The organism is Streptomyces sp. NPDC041122, assembly GCF_055592445.1.
This window is the reverse complement of record NZ_JBVIYQ010000007.1, coordinates 185,538-201,580: the sequence shown is the minus strand read 5'-3', so window position 1 is coordinate 201,580 and position 16,043 is coordinate 185,538. Positions and strand designations below refer to the sequence as shown.

At 73.5% G+C, this 16,043-nt stretch carries 4 protein-coding genes; 3 read left to right on the top strand and 1 reads right to left on the bottom strand.

Annotation, left to right across the window (positions count from 1 at the left end):
- Positions 1-6 precede the first annotated feature (6 nt).
- Entirely contained in the window at positions 7-903 is an 897-nt protein-coding gene (locus tag ACZ6B8_RS25195; protein WP_471608719.1) for a LysR family transcriptional regulator, read from the top strand.
- Between the two features lie 28 nt (positions 904-931).
- On the opposite strand, the gene ACZ6B8_RS25190 is transcribed toward ACZ6B8_RS25195, so the two are convergent.
- The gene (locus ACZ6B8_RS25190) at positions 932-1,759 is read right to left on the bottom strand and encodes an SCO6745 family protein (protein WP_471608718.1); all 828 of its coding nucleotides are present in this window, start codon (positions 1,757-1,759) and stop codon (positions 932-934) included.
- Positions 1,760-2,254: 495 nt separating this feature from the next.
- On the opposite strand from ACZ6B8_RS25190, the gene ACZ6B8_RS25185 reads away from it, so the two are divergent.
- Together ACZ6B8_RS25185 and ACZ6B8_RS25180 are read left to right on the top strand one after the other, a co-directional pair.
- A complete protein-coding gene (locus tag ACZ6B8_RS25185) occupies positions 2,255-6,301 on the top strand; it encodes a non-ribosomal peptide synthetase (protein ID WP_471608717.1) in 4,047 nt (1,348 codons plus the stop codon).
- Positions 6,301-15,948, top strand: a complete 9,648-nt coding sequence (locus ACZ6B8_RS25180) for an amino acid adenylation domain-containing protein (protein ID WP_471608716.1) — start codon at positions 6,301-6,303, stop codon at positions 15,946-15,948. Before ACZ6B8_RS25185 ends, ACZ6B8_RS25180 begins: the two co-directional genes overlap by 1 nt.
- Positions 15,949-16,043: the final 95 nt, after the last annotated feature.

Genomic DNA, 16,043 nt, shown 5'->3' with positions numbered 1-16,043 from the left:
TGATGAATGGGGGGCACAATGGAGCTGCGCCAGCTGCGGTACTTCGTGGCCGTGGCCGAGGAACTGCATTTCGGGCGGGCCGCCGAACGGCTGCACATCGTGCAGCCCACCGTCAGCCAGCAGATCCGGCGACTGGAGCGCGAGTTCGGGCTCGAGCTGTTCCATCGCACCACCCGCACCGTGACGTTGACCCGGGCCGGCGAGGCGTTCCTCCCCCACGCGCAGGCCATCCTCAATGCCGAGCGGGCGGCGGGTGCCTCGATGGCCGACCTGCGCGCTGAAGTGCGATCGACCCTCACACTCGGTACGAGCACCGGGCTGGGCTCACACCTCGACGACCTCTTGGGTGAACTGGGCCGACAGGACGCGCAGTTGCCGGTCGAACTCATCAGCATGCCCCGAGCCGTCCGGCTCCAGCGGGTCCGCACGGGAGAGCTGGACGCGGCCCTCGTCCGCGGCTCCGAGTGCATCCCCGACCTGGAGCTTCTCCCTCTCTGGCAGGACACCCTGGTCGCGGCCCTCCCGGCCCGCCATCACCTCGCGGGCCGGCAGCAGATCGACCTTGCGGAGCTGGCCGAGCTCCCCCTGCGGATCACGTCCCGCGAGACCAACCCCCACCTGGTCGACACCGTCGTCGACGCCTGCCGGACAGCGGGCTTCAGCCCCCTCCTGGGCCCCGCGTTCACCACCGACCAGGACACCCTCGCCGCCGTCGCCACCGGCAAGCCGAGTTGGACCGTCTACTACGCCGCGCAGGCTGAGCACCACCCGGCACCCCGGGTCGCCTTCCGTCCCCTCGCCAACCCCACCCCAACCGTGCCCACCTACTTGGTAGTTCGCCCGGACCCGCCGGGCCGGCCGCTGACGCACCTGCTGGCTGCCTGCAGTCGCCTCGCGCTCTGACCCTGAAACTCAGGGGCAACGTCACCCGTCACTGCGAACCGACCGCCACCAGCCTCGCCGTGATGGGTTCGAGCTCCGTGATCAGCTCGTCGAGTTCGGCCGGGGACAGCGCTTCGAACGGCGGGGCGGCGAGGGCGTCGGTGAGGGCCTCGATCCCTCGCTTGGTCTCGCGGCCCGCCTCGGTGAAACGGCCGTCGCCGTCGACGAGCCCGCGCTCGCGCAACCCGGTCATGACCGCCGCCAGCCGCTCCTTCGGCAGGTGATGGATCCGCCCGAACGACTCGGCCGGGTGGACGCCCATGTCCAGCGCGCTGAGCACGTGGGCCTCCGTGCCGCCGACGCGGGCGCCGACGAGAGCGGCGATGTGACCGTCGCAGCGGTGCTCGCGCAGCATGGTGGCGGAGTGCCACAGCCGGGCGACCGGGTCGTCCGGCACGGGCAGAGTGCGCATCCCCGCGTACATCGTCCGGCCTTCCATGGGCGCGCTCGTCGCGGCCTTGGTGGTGAGGTCGGCGGCGCGCGCCAGGCCCGCGGATTCGGCCATTCTGCCGCCGAGAATCCGCCGTAGAGAGGCCGCGCTGCCGCGTTGCCGCGCGGCGACGGACGCCTCGGGCGGGATCGTCTCCCACGCGCTCGGGATGTGCCGGGCGACCTCGCCGTCGGCGAAGCTGTAGAAGGCCGCGTGCACGACCTCGGCGGGCGCCCGCCCCAACGGCGCGGCGCGGCTGGCGAAGTAGCCGTCCCAGTAGGTCCGGTGGCCGAGTGCGGCCAGTTCCTCGTTGGCCTCGTCGGCGTGGAAGGTGACCAGGCAGATCGGTTCCAAGAGCCCGAACATGCGGCGGGCGAGGTGAGTCATGAGCCGCATTGTGCCCGCGGGTCGGGTCGTTTCGCGGTCAGGGCGGATCCAGGCGCGTGGAGTTCGCCGTCTCCGCGGTGCTGATGCCCGAACGGCGCCTCCGGATGCCCCAGTCGCCGCCCGGTCGGCCCAAACGGGCGGCAAACGGGGCACAGGCGGCCGTTGACACAGTGAACAACCGAGGCCAATGATTGTTGCTGGCCGGACCACTGACCCTCTGATCAGGCCTGACGACGGCCCGCGATCCATTCCCGCCGCCCACGTTCACGCACCAGAACCCGTCCCTCACGATGAGACCGCCGGACGCGCAGGCGCCGGCCTCCGGGCCCCGCCCAGTGGTCCGTGACCCGACGCGCCCCGGTCGCTCGCGGTCGTTCTCGCTGTGCCGCCCCCGGCACCCCTCGGCACCCACCCGTTCCCCGCGCCCGCTACGGAGACGCCGCGACCGGCCCTCGTCGGCGACGACCGTCCACCTCACGGCAGAAGGACCGCCCCTTGACGGCGACACCCACCCCCCGCCACCCCTCCTCCCCCGTACCGGAACCCGGTGCTCCGACCCTTTCCTCCTTCGGGCAGCAGCGCCTGTGGGCGATGGAACAGGCGGAGGGCTCCCACGCGGCGTACAACGAGCAGCTCGCCTACCTCATCGAGGGAGAACTGGACGGGGTATCGCTCGCGCGGGCCCTCGACGCGCTGGCCGCACGGCACGAGACGCTGCGCACCCGGTTCGTCCCGGTGGCGGGCGAGGCGCGCCAGGAGATCGCGCCGCCCGGGAGTGGTTTCGCGCTGCGCTCGGAGGACCTCTCCGGTCGGCCCGATGTCGAGGAACTCCTCGTCGCACGGCAGCGCGAGGAGTGCGAGACCCCCTTCGACCTCGGCGCCGGGCCGCTCGCCCGGGGGCAGCTCCTCACGCTCGCGCCGGAGCGGCACGCGCTGCTGCTGACGCTGCACCACTCCATCTACGACGGTCTGTCGATGGGGATCATCCTGACGGAGCTGAGCACCCTCTACGCGGCCCTGCGGCGCGGCGAGCCGGACCCGTTACCGCCCCTGCCCGCGCAGTTCGCCGACCATGCGGCACGCCAGCATTCCTGGGTCGAGAGCGAGGATGCCACGGCACAATCCGATTACTGGCAAAGGCAGTTGGCGGGCGCGCCGGCGCTGCTCGCCCTCCCGGCCGACCGGCCGCGCCCGATGCGCCAGGACCACTCCGGAGGCCGGGTCCCGGTCCGGCTCTCCCCCGCGCTCACGGAGGCGCTGCACAGTGCCGCACGCGCGCAGGACGCCACGTTGTTCACCGCCGTCCTCACCGGCTGGCAGATCCTTCTCGGCCTGCTCTCCGGGGAGTCGGACATCGTTGTCGGGATCCCGGTCGCGGGGCGGCGCCGGCCGGAGTACGAGGGCCTGATCGGCTTCTTCGCCAACTCCCTCGCGGTGCGCGCCGATCTGTCCGGCGATCCGACCGGGGCCGCGGCGATCGGCCGGGTGCGCGCTGTGCTGCGCGAGGCGCTCGACCACCAGGATCTGCCCTTCGAGCGGGTGGTGCACGCGGTGAACCCGCCCCGCAGCCTCGCCCACAGCCCGCTGTTCCAGACGATGTTCTCCTGGGGCACCACCCCGCGCGGCCTGCTCCAGCTGCCCGGGGCCCGCGTCGAGGCCCTCGACATCCCGTACGCCCCCGCCAAGTTCGACCTCACGCTGCTGCTGCACCGGGAGGAGAACGGCGTCACCGGGTATCTCGACTACGCCCGCGCGCTCTTCGACCACGACACGGCCGAGCGGTTCGGCCGCTATCTCACGCGCGTCCTGGAGCAGTTGGCCCGGCACCCCGAGCGGGAGATCACCGCGTACTCACTGCTCGACGCCGACGAGCGCGCGCAGCTCCTGGCGGAGGGCCGGGGCCGGGTCACCTCCGGCCCGGTCGTCGGGCCCGTCGAGCGCTTCGCCGAGCAGGTACGGCTGCGGCCCGACGAACCGGCTCTGGTCTGCGGCGACACCCGGCTGACCTACGCCGAACTGGACCGGCGGGCCAACCGGCTCGCGCACGCCCTGTGCGCCCAGGGCGTGCGGCCCGGCCAGGTCGTCGGGCTGCACTGCGGCCGCACGGCGGAGTTCGTCGTCGGCATGTGGGGCGTTCTCAAAACCGGCGCCGCGTATCTGCCCCTCGACCCCGGCCAGCCGCACGGGCGGCTCAGGGCCATCGTCGAGGAGGCCGCGCCCGCCGTGGTCCTCGGCGATGTGGCCAACCCGCCCGGACCATGGCTGTCGCTGACCGACGTGGAGGCCGAAGGGGTGCGCGACGATGCACCCGGCGAGCCACCGTCAGCGTCACAACTCGCCTACGTCATCTACACCTCGGGCTCCACCGGCCGTCCCAAGGGCGTCGCCGCGACCCACGCCAACATCGCCAACCTGCTGGAGAACTGGCTCGCCGCCTACGGCGCGCTGCCCGGGGAGCCGTCCTCGGCCTGGGCGAGCTTCGGCTTCGACGCGTCCGTGCACGAACTCTTCCTCCCGCTGACCACGGGCGGTGTGCTGCACCTCGTACCCGACGCACTGCGCGGCGACCCTGAGGTGTTGCTCGGCTGGATGCGGGAGCACCGGATCGCCCACGCCTGGCTGCCCGCCTCCTACGTCAGCTGGATCGACGAGGACCCCGAAGCGCGCCTCGCCGGGCTGTCGCTGCGCCAACTGGCCACCGGGGCTGAGCCGTTGCCCGAACGTGCGCTGTGGCGCCTGTGCGCGGTGCTACCGGGGCTGCGCGTGTGCTATGTCTACGGGCCGACCGAGACCACGGTCTACAGCATCACTCACAACGTGCCACGGGACCTGGACCGGCGCTCCCCGATCGGGCGGCCGGTCGACAACACCCGTATCCATCTGCTCGACCGGCGGCGCGCGTTGGTGCCTCCCGGGGTCGTCGGCGAGGTGTACATCGGCGGAGCCGGTGTCACCCGCGGCTACCTCAACCGGCCCGACCTCACCGACGAGCGTTTCCTCGCCGACCCCTTCGTACCGGGCGAGCGGGTCTACCGCACCGGTGACCTGGCGCGCCGACTGCCGGACGGGGACTACGAGTTCGTCGGGCGCGCCGACGACCAGGTCAAGCTGCGCGGGTTCCGCATCGAGCCCGGCGAGGTCGCGGCGGCCCTGCGGGAGCTGCCCGGCGTCCTGGAGGCCGCGGTCCTCGCCGACCGCGACGAGGCAGGGGAGCTCCGCCTGGTCGCGGGCATCGGCCGCGGCGACGCTCCGGAATCCACCCCCGCGCAGTGGCGCGCCGCACTCACCGAACGGCTGCCGGACTACATGATTCCGGCGCTCTTCGCCGAGTTCACCCGGCTCCCGCTGAACCGCAGCGGGAAGCTGGACCGCGAGGAAGTCCTCGACCGCGCCCGCGCCGCGCGGTCCGACCAGGTCAACACCCTCGCGCCGCGCGACCGGGTCGAGATGGCGCTGTACCGGATATGGCGCAAGGTCCTGGTGCACCCCGACATCGGCATCACCGACGACTTCTTCGCGGTGGGTGGCACCTCGCTCTCGGCCATCAAGGTGGCGCACCTGATCCGCGAGGAGTTCGGCCGGACGCTGCCGATCCGGGACGTCCTGCAGTACCCCACCGTGGAGCAACTCGCCGCCCGGCTGCGCGGGCAGGCACCGGCGACGCCCGACAACGGGCTCATCGAGTTCCGCGCGGGCCGGAACGGGCAGCGCGTGGTCTGCGTCCATCCGGGCGGCGGCACCGCCTTCTGTTATCTCCCGCTGGCCACGGCTCTGCCGGACGGCGTCCGTGTGCAGGGCGTGCAGGCGCAGGGCATCGACCCGGGCGAGCAGCCGCTGCGTTCGGTGGAGGCGATGGCCGGGCACTACCTGACGCTGCTGCGGCCCGCCCCCGACGAGAACCTGGTGCTCTGCGGTCTCTCCTTCGGTGGGCTCGTCGCGCACGAGATGGGGCGCCGGCTCGCGCTGGCGGGGCATCGCGGGGTGTCCGTGGTGCTGCTCGACACGCACGGGACGGACGACCCTGCGGAGCGTGCGCGGCTCGCGCCGGTCGACGCCGCCGAATTCCGCGACAAACTGGTCCGCTTCAACGGCATGTACCCCGGCATCGACGACGCCCAGATCGACCGGTACTTCCAGATCTACAACCTCAACCGGGCGGCCGCCCGCGACTACGCGCCGCAGGCCTCCGACGCCCCCCTGCTCCTCGTACAGGCCGCCGAGACAGAGGTCCCCGAAGGGGGCGACCCCGTGGCGGCGCGCGCGGCGCTGCGGCGGTTCTGGCTCGCCCGCGCCGACGCCGGCCTCAGCGTGGAGACGGTCGAGGGCGGCCACTGGGACGTCCTGGAGGGCGAACGGATTCCGCGCATCGCCGCGCTGATCGCGGACCGGCTCACCCGGCCCGGCGCCCCGGCCGCCCCGGGCGATACGGACCCTGCCGGCACCGCCTCGACGGCGACGACCACCACGACAGCTACGACCTCTACGACCTCTACGACTGCCACAGCTACCACGACCGCTACGACTGCCACGACCGAGGACTGATGCGCACCACATCCCGTTGCGCCGGGCTGGCCCAAGCGGTGCACGAACAGAGCCTGTTGACCCCGAACTCCCCTGCCGTCAGGGACGGTGGGCTGTCGTTGAGCCACGCCGAGGTCGACGCGTCGGCCGCCGCCGTCGCGGCCGGGCTGCGTGCGCGCGGGATCGGCCCCGGTGACGCGGTCGCCGTCGGGCTCGCCCGCTCGTGGCAGCTCGTCTGCGTGATGCTGGGCGTGCTCCGGCTCGGCGCCCGGGTCGTCCCCGCCGACCGGCTGAGCCCTGCCGACCGGCTCCGGCACATCCTCGACGACTCCGGCGCCCGGCTCCTGGTGCACGACGGCACGTTCCCGTCCGGCCCGACCGCCCGGACCGCCGCACCGCCGGTCGCTGGGCTGCCGATCGACTCACTACCGGTCCACGAGCTGCTCGGCGCGCCGGTCAGTACATCGGACGGGCCCGCGCCGGCAGCGCCCGCCCCGGTTTCCTTCGTCTTCTACACCTCGGGGACCACCGGACGGCCCAAGGGCGTCGAGGTACGCGACGCCGGCATCATGCGCCTGGCCGACCCGGGGTTCCTGCCCGACTCGCAGGGCGCCCGCTACGCCTGCCTGTCGAACCCGGCCTTCGACGCGCTGAGCTTCGAGGTATGGGCACCGCTGCTGACCGGCGGCTGCTGTGTCGTGCTCGGTGACGAGGACGCGCAGTCCCCGGAACGGCTTGCCGCGGCCCTGCGACGGGAGCGGGTGCACACCGCCTTCCTCACCACGGCGCTGTTCAACGCGGTGGTGGACACCGAGCCCGGGTGCTTCGCCGGCCTGACGGAGCTGCTGATCGGCGGCGAGCAGCTCAACGTGCCGCTCGTGCGGCGCTGGCTCGGCCACCCCGCCAACGCCGGCAGTCGCACCCGGCTCCACAACATCTACGGCCCCACCGAGTGCACGACGTTCGCGCTGCACCACCCGATTCCGCGGGACTTCGACGCGCCCGTCGTACCTCTCGGACGCCCGCTGCCCGGGACCGGCGTGACGTTGCTGGCCCCCGGCACCGACCGCCCCGCCGTGCCCGGTGAGGAGGCCGAACTGCTCCTCTCCGGCGCCGGCCTGGCCGCCGGATACCGCAACCTGCCCGAGGAGACCGCGCGCCGCTTCGTGACCCTGACCGGCGACGACGGCACGACCACCCGGTACTACCGCACCGGCGACCTGGTCCGCCGCTCCTCCGACGGCGACCTCACGTACGTAGGACGCGCCGACCGGCAGGTCAAGGTACGCGGTTTCCGCATCGAGCCGGGCGAGGTGGAGCAACACATCGCCGAACACCCGGAGGTACGGCAGGTGTACGTGTGCGCCCGCCGGGACAGCGGGGGCGGCCCGGCGGAGCTGCACGCCTACCTCGTCGCCGAACCCGGCTTGTCCTGGGCCGGGTTCGAGGAGCACTTGGCCGCCGGCCTGCCCGCCTACATGCGCCCGCATCACCTCTACCGCGTCCCCGCCCTGCCCCTCACCGCCAACGGCAAGATCGACGAGGCGGCCCTGCGCGCGAGCGGCGGCGCACCGTGGCGGCCGGATGCCGTGAGCGGTTCGCCATCCGGCGCCCCGACGGCGATGGACGAGCCGCTGCGGGTGGTCCTCGACCTCGCGGGCGAGATCCTCGGCGTGTCGGGGCTGCGGCCCGGGGACCGGTGGATCGCGTGCGGCGGTGACTCCCTGAAGGCGCTGCGGCTGCGTTACGGGATCCGGCGCCGCCTGCGCTGCGAGGTGGCCGCGCACCGTGTACTGCACGGCGACCTCGCCGGTGTCGCGGACGCGGTGCGCGAAGCCCTCCGCGACGCAGCGCCCGCCCTCCCGGAGGCCGTCGCGGCGGGCGCGGTGTCCGGCCCCGCCACCGGCGAGCAGGAACGGCTGTGGTTCCTGCAGCAGCGATCGCCGGATTCCCGTGCCTACGACGTCCGGCTGGCGTTCGCGATTACCGGCCCGGTGCGCCAGGAGCCCCTGCGGTCGGCCCTCTCCGCCCTGGTCGAGCGCCATCCGGCGCTGCGCACCGGTTTCGAGGCGACCGCCGAGGGCCTGCGCCAGCGAGTGGGCGAGCCGTACGACCCGTGGACCGACACCGTGGCCATGCAGGCCGACGGGGCGGCTCCCGACTCAATACCGGCGTGCTTCAAGCCTTCTGACGGAACGTCGGATCCGCACGCCTCGCCCCTCGATCCGCACGACGTCTTCTACTCCGTGCCGTTCGACCTCTCGCGTCCCAGGATGCTGCGCGCGTGCTGGCTGCCGGAGCGGGACGGCGGCACGTTGCTGCTGCACCTGCACCACGTCGCCGTGGACGGCTGGTCCGTCAACGTGCTGCTGCGCGACCTGTCCACCGCGTACACCGAGGCAGCGGCGGGCAGCCCGAGCGACACCGACGGCACCGGAACGCCCACCCCGCTGGACTTCGCGGACTGGCAGCGGCGCCGGCACGCCAGTCCCGCGTATGCGGCGCAGCGCGACGAGCTGTCCGCCCTGTACGCGGCCGACACCGCCACCGAGGCCACCGGAACCCCGCCGCTCCCCCTGCCCCGCCCCGGTCGCGACGCCGCGGGCCGGCTCCTGAGCGACCCGCTCGACGCGACCGACCGGGCCGCCCTGGACCGGCTCGGCGGCGAGCTCGGGCTGACCCGCTTCGAGCTTCTGTCCGGCCTCTATGCCTGGGCGCTGTACGGCGTCACCGGTCAGACCCGGCCCCGCGTCGCGGCCCCGGTCGCCCACCGGCCCGTGCGGGAGTTCACCGACAGCGTCGGCATGTTCGCCAACACCGTGCTCCTGCCACTCTCCGTGGACCCGCGGGCGTCCGTACGGGACGAGGTGGCGCGGACCGCCGCCGCCGTACGCCAGGTGATGGCGCGTCAGGATGTGGCGCTCGCCGATGTTCTGGTGAAGCGCGAACACGGCGTGGCGGACGGGTCACCGTTCGACTTCCTCCTCGTGCTGGAGAACACCGACTACGACTCGCTCGCACTGCCGGGCTGCACCGCACGCCCGCTGTGGCCGGTGCCCGCCGAGGCCAAATGCCCGGTGACCCTGACGGTGGTCGATCGCCCCCAGGGTCTGGAGTGCCTCTGGGAGTACGCCGACGACCGTATCGACGCCGGTCAGGCCGCGACCCTGGCCCGCCTCTTCCGGCAGGGTCTCGCCGCGCTGGCGGAGACCCCGGACACCACGCCGGCGGAGCTGGTCGCGCCGTACCGCGGCTCGCTGCCCGAGCCCGGCCGTGGCACGCCGGCCGAGCCGCTCTGGAGCACGGTCGCCGAGGGGTTCGCCCACCAGGTGGCGTGCACCCCGACGGCTCCGGCGCTGCGGACCGCGACCGGTGCCGTCACGTACGCGGCACTCGACGGGTACGCCGCCGCGCTCGCCGCGGAGCTGACCACGGCGCTGCGGATGCCGGACGCGGACGAACAGTGCCACGTCGCGCTGTTCCTCGAACCGTCGGTCGAGCACGTCGTGGCGCTCCTCGCGCTGGCCCGGCTGAACCTCACCGCCGTGCCGCTCGACCCCTCCTACCCGCCCGCGCTGCTGCGGCAAGTCCTGGAGCAGACAGATCCGTTGTGCGTGCTGCTGCCGCCGCCGCCGTGCGACGGGACGGACTTCGACGCGGTGGGCGCAGGTGACGTGCCGCGGCTGCACATCACGCTGCCCGAGACGGGTGCCGGCGCCGGTGTCGTGCGCCCCGACGCGCCGCCGCTCACCAGCCGCCGAGGCGCGCGACCCCTGTACACCCTCTTCACCTCCGGCTCCACGGGCCGCCCCAAGGGCGTGCGGGTCTTCGACCGCACGCTGTGCAACCTGCTGCACTGGCAGGCCGGTCCCGGCGGTCTGGGCGCGCCCGCGCTGACGCAGCAGTTCGCCATGCTCTCCTTCGACGTCTCCTTCCAGGAGATCTTCGGAACCCTGTGCACCGGCGGCTGTCTGCGGCTGATCGACCCCGCCCTGCGGCAGGACGTCCCCGCTCTCCTCGACCGCCTCGACACGGAAGGCGTCGAGCGGCTCCACCTGCCGTACGTGGCGCTGCAGTTGCTCGCCGAGCACGGCGTACACCTGGGCCGCTACCCCTCGCGGCTGCGCGAAGTGATCACCGCGGGCGAGCAGTTGGTGTGCACCGACGCCGTCCGCCGGTGGTTCGCCGGCCTGCCCGGGGCCCGTCTGTTCAATCACTACGGCCCGACCGAGACGCACGTCGTCAGCGCCCTGTGTCTGGACGGCGACCCTGCCGACTGGCCGGACCGTCCGGCGGTCGGGCATCCGGTGGCCGGTGCGGTGCTGCGCGTCGTCGACGAGGCGGACCTCCCGCTGCCGCCCGGCAGTGCGGGCGAACTCCTCATCGGCGGCATACCGGTCGAGCCCTGCTACCTGGGTGACACCCCGCTGAACCGGGAACGGTTCGTCCACCTCCCCGGCGGCGGTCTCTTCTACCGCAGCGGTGACCTGGCGCGGTTCGACCACGACGGCCTGCTGCACTGCCTCGGCCGCGCGGACGACCAGATCAAACTCAGCGGTCACCGGCTGGAGTTGGGTCAGGTCGAGGCCGCACTGCTGCGGCACGACGCCGTCCTCGGAGCGGTCGTCGGTGTCGACGGTTCCTCACTGGTCGCCTGTCTCCAGTGCCTCGGCGACGCCCCGACTCCGGCGGAGCTGCGGGAGCACCTGGCCGGACTGCTCCCCGGGCACGTCCGGGTCGAACGCTTCCGGCAGCTGGAACGACTGCCGCGGGTTCCGAGCGGCAAGCTCGACCGGGACGCCGCGCTGCGCGCACCCGGCCGGGACCTCGCCGACGCCCCCGGCCGTGCCCCCACGTCATCGCTGGCATCGCCGCCGTCGACACAGGAAGCCCAGCTGGTCGCCGTCTTCGAGGAGGCGACCGGCGCGCCCATCGCGCCGGACCAGACCTTCTTCGCCGCCGGCGCGTCCAGTCTCGGTCTGATGCACTTCCATCTGCGCTGCACCGCCGGGCTCGGGCTCCGCTTCACCATCGCGGACCTCTTCGAGCACGTCACTCCAAGGAAGTTGGCGGCTTTCCTGTCGCATACGGGGCGTTCGGGTACGGAGTCCGTGGCGGAGGTGGGCGGGGCCGGCTCCCCCCATGCCACCGCTACTGCCACTGCCACTGCCACTGCCGGCGACGACGGCGTCGCTGTGGTCGGGATGGCCGTCCGCGCGCCCGGCGCGCCGGACCTCGCGTCCTTCTGGGACCTGGTGGTCTCCGGACGGAGCGGCATCGAGTACTTCGACGCTCCGGACGGCCTGGTCGGCGTGCGCAGTCAGCTGGACGGGATGCTCGCCTTCGACCCCGCGCGGTTCGGCATCAGCCGCCAGGAGGCCCGGCTGATGGACCCGCAGCAGCGCCAACTGCTCATGACCTGCGTCGAGGCACTCGCCCACGCGGGGATCGCCGACCCCGGGGTGTCGCGGACCGGTCTGATCGCGGGCGCGGGCGAGAACACGTACTACCGGGCGATGCTCCGTGACACCGACGCCGACACCCTGCCCGACGACTTCCAGCTGGCCCTGCACCACGAGAAGGACTTCCTCGCCACCAAGGCCGCCTTCCACCTCGGACTCACCGGACCCGCGCTCACCAGCCAGACGGCGTGCTCCAGTTCGCTCGTCGCCGTGCATCTCGCGGCGTCCCTGCTGCGGCAGGGCGACGCCGACGTGATGCTCGCGGGCGGCGTGCTCGTCGACGTGGAGCTGACCGACGGATACCGCTACCGCCCGCAGCACATCTTCTCCGCCGACGGCCACTGCCGGCCCTTCAGCGACGACGCGGGCGGCACCGTCGGCGGCAGCGGGGCGGGGGTGCTCGTGCTCAAGCGGCTCTCCCTCGCACGCCGCGACGGAGACACCGTGTACGCGGTGCTGAGCGGCTCGGCGGTAAACAACGACGGTACGGCGAAGCTCAGTTACAGCGCGCCGTCCCTGGCGGGGCAGCGCGAGGTGATCCGGGGCGCGTTGGCGCGCAGCGGTCGTACGGGCGCCGATGTGGCGTACGTCGAGGCGCACGGCACCGGCACCCGGCTCGGCGACCCGGTGGAGGCGGGCGCACTGCGCCAGGCCCTTGAGGTGACGGAGCCCGACCACTGTGCCCTCAGCTCGGTGAAGAGCCAGATCGGCCACCTGGGGGCGGCAGCGGGCGCCGTGGGCCTGATCAGGGCCGTGCTCGCCGTCCACCACGGCCGCATACCGCCCACGCGCGACTTCCGCGCGCTCAACCCGGAGATCGGCCCTGACCCTGCCCCCTTCTACGTACCGACGAAGGCCCTTCCGTGGCCTGCGGACCGGGACCGGGTCGCCGCGGTGAGCAGCTTCGGCATCGGCGGCACGAACGCACACGTGATCGTGGAGGCGGACGGGGTGACCGGAGAGACCGGAGAGACCAGGGTGACGGCAGAGACGGGGGCCGACGGATCCGCTCCCGTGAAGGCGTCAGCAGGCGCATCCGAGTCCCCGCACTTTCCTGAGCAGGCCACCGGTACGGGCGACGCCACGGTGCCGCTGGTCGTGCTCTCCGGTGTCAGCGAGGCTCAACTCGTCGCGGACGCCCGGCGGATCGCCGACTATCTCACGCGGCACCCCCACAACTACGCCCGTACCCTTCGGCACCTTCAGGCGGGCCGCCCGCAGGGCCCGTTGCGGGCGGCCGCCGTCTGCCGGGATCCGGCGTCCGCGATCGACTGGCTGCGGACGGCCGCCGCGTCCGCGTCACAGGCCAGAGCCGTGCCCGAACGCGCTCCCCAGGCCGTTCCCGAGCCCGCTCTCCGGACCGGAGGGCACTCGGCCACGGATCTGGCCGCCGCCTGGCTCGCGGGCCGCACACTCGCCTGGCCGGACGGACCGGCCCAGCCACCGTGGGACTTCCCCGCCCCGGCCTTCGACCTCGCCGACTACGACGTGCCCCGCGCGAGCGCCCGGCCCGTACCTCCGCGGTCGGCCGAGCCGCAGGCTGAGCGGGAGCCGGAGGTCGTGGCGATGCCGGCGCGGCTCCCCGAGACCGAGTGGCTGCACCAGCCGCAGTGGACCCGGCTGCGACGGGCACCGTCGGAAGCAGCGGCGGCGTGCGCGCGGACGTTGGCCGTGGTCGCCGACGGCCCCGCGGACGGCGCGGTGCCGGCCGCGCTCGCCGCGGGTCACCGCCGGGTGGTGTGGATCAGGGCGGCGGAGCACTTCGAGCGCCGAGGGCCCGACCGTTTCGAGGCCGACCCGGCCGACGCGGGGCAGTTGGGGCGCGTCCTGAGCGCGCTCGTGGCGGAGGGCTGCACGGAGGTCGACTGGCTGCACACGCTCGCGCTCGGCATCGACGGGCCGGTCGGCGACAAGGCACTGGACCATGCGGCCTGGGCCTGCCTGGACACCCCCGCCGCCACGGTACGCGCCCTCCAGGACGCGCCGCACGAGCTGGCCGTACGGCCGTGGTGGCTGTCGTGCGGGGCCCGGCCGGTGTTCGGCTCGGTCACCCGCCCGGAGGCGGCACTGCTCGCCGGTGTCACGGAAGTGGCGCCGCAGGAAGGCGCCCCCACCGGTCACTGGGTGGACGTGGAGAACCCGGATGCCTGGGCTCCGCAACTGTCCGCGCTCCTCGCCACACCGGCCTCCGCACCACCACCGCCCCGCCATCTGGCACTGCGCGGCGGCTACTGGTGGGAACAGGTGACGCTGCCCTTGCGTGCGACAGAGGGGGTCGAGGAACCGGCAAGCGAGGAACCCGCCATCGCGCCGACTCGGGCGGGGACGGCGCCCACGGCGGGCGGGGCGGCTTCCGCAGGCGTAGCCGCGAGCACAATCGTCCCGACCGCCGGCGACCACCTCGTGCTCGGTGGCACCGGCGGCCTCGGTGTCGCCATCGCGTCATGGCTCCTCCAGCACACCGACGGGCGCGTGCTGCTCCTGTCCCGACAGCCGCGGCTCCCCGAGGAGTTGGCCCGCTGGGCCGACCGTGTCGAGCTCGTCGAGGCGGATCTGGCGGTCACGCCGCTGAAGGAGGTGGCGGCCCGGATCGCCGCCCGTACGACCGCGCCGGCCTCCGTGGTACATGCCGCCGGAGTAGCCGCCGGCGGCATGCTGGCCCGGCGCGATGCGGGTGCCGCACGCGCCGCCCACGCCGCGAAACTCCGCGGCGCCCTTCTGGTGGAACTCCTCGTCGAACAGTTCCGGCCGGCGCTCGCGGTCTACTGCTCGTCCATGTCGGCGCTGCACGGCGGCGTCGGCCAGTACGACTACGCGGCGGCCAACGCCATGCTCGACGCCTTCGCCCAGCACGGCGGGGACGGCGCGGGGCACACCACTCGGATCACCATCTGCTGGGACGTGTGGCGGGAGACCGGTATGGCGCTGCGCGCACCGCTGAGCGACACGCGGCACCAGGCGCACCTCGGGGTCGGCCTGACGATGGCCGAGGGCCTGCGCACGTTCGCGCGGGCGCTCGCACTCGGCCTGCCGCACCTGCTCGTGTCCACCACCGATCTCGACCGGTCGCGTGCCTTCTACGCGGGGCCCGTGCCCGGCGCGCCACGGCAGGACACCACATCCTCCGACAGGCCGGCCGAGGACCCCGCCGCGCTGCTGACCGAGTGGGTGCGGGCCGCGCTGGACGTCGACGACCTCCCCCCGGACGCGTCGCTGTACGACCTGGGGGCCGACTCCCTGATCCTCCTGGACCTCATCGAGAAGATCGACCGGCACTTCGGTGTGGAGCTCGACCTGGCCTCCTTCGGGCACCGGGCCGGCCTCGCCGAGATCGTGGAACTGCTGGCCGAACAGCGGGACGCCACCGACGAGATCACCCTGGAGGTGTGGCAGGAGGGCACGGGCTCCGGTTCCGGCTCCGACGTGGTGTGCCTGGTGCATCCGGTGGGCGGAGACATCCAGTCGTACCGTCCTCTGGTCGCGGCACTCGATCCGCGGCTGACCGTCGCGCTGATCGCCGACCCGGGCCTGCGGCAGGAAGAGCCCGCCGGGTGGACGTTGAGCGAACGCGCCCGGCGCTACGCGCAGGCCCTGCGGGCCCGCTTCCCGCAACCGGCGTGGCGCTGGCACCTGGCGGGCTGGTCCTTCGGTGCCTGGGTGGCCGCCGACATGGCGGCGGAAGCCGAGGCGACCGGGCACCCGGCCGGCTCGCTGCACCTCGTCGATCCCCCGCCGCCCGGCAGCGGCCCGGTCTTCGAGGAGTACGACGACACGCAGCTCAGCACGGTGTTCGCCGCCGAACTCGGCGTCACGAAGGCCGCAGGCGTCGCGGAGGCCGCGCAGGCCGCAGGGCCCGCAGATGTTCCGGATTCCGCAGGGGATCCCCCCGCGAGTCGGCGGGCCCGTGCGTACGCCGACCGGCTCGCCCGGTGCTGCCGGGCCAATCTGCGCAGTATGGCGGCCCATCAGGTGCCCCGGCTCGACACCACCGTCACCCACCTCTGGCAGGCCGCACGGCCCTTCTCCGGCCTTCCGGCGCTCGGCGACCCGGCGGAGCAGCGCGCCCGGTGGGGTTCCCATCTGCCGGTGACGGCGAAGTGGAGCGTGCTGGCCACGGACCACTACGGCGTGGTCAGGCCGCCGTACGCCGGAACGGTGGCGGAGGCGGTCAACGCCGCGGTCCAAGCCGCACCGGAACGCTCCTGACCCACGCGGATCCGAACCGTTCCGCACGGTCCGACACCTGCTCACCCACTCGCGGGGGTTCGCGCCACGGCCCTCCCCATGCTTGTTCCCACCAC

What these genes read in the sequence shown, in the direction of transcription:
- ACZ6B8_RS25180 (WP_471608716.1), top strand. Translation starts at nt 6,301, where the DNA reads ATGCGCACCACATCCCGTTGCGCCGGGCTGGCCCAAGCGGTGCACGAA.
- ACZ6B8_RS25190 (WP_471608718.1), bottom strand. Translation starts at nt 1,759, where the DNA reads ATGACTCACCTCGCCCGCCGCATGTTCGGGCTCTTGGAACCGATCTGC.
- ACZ6B8_RS25195 (WP_471608719.1), top strand. Translation starts at nt 7, where the DNA reads ATGGGGGGCACAATGGAGCTGCGCCAGCTGCGGTACTTCGTGGCCGTG.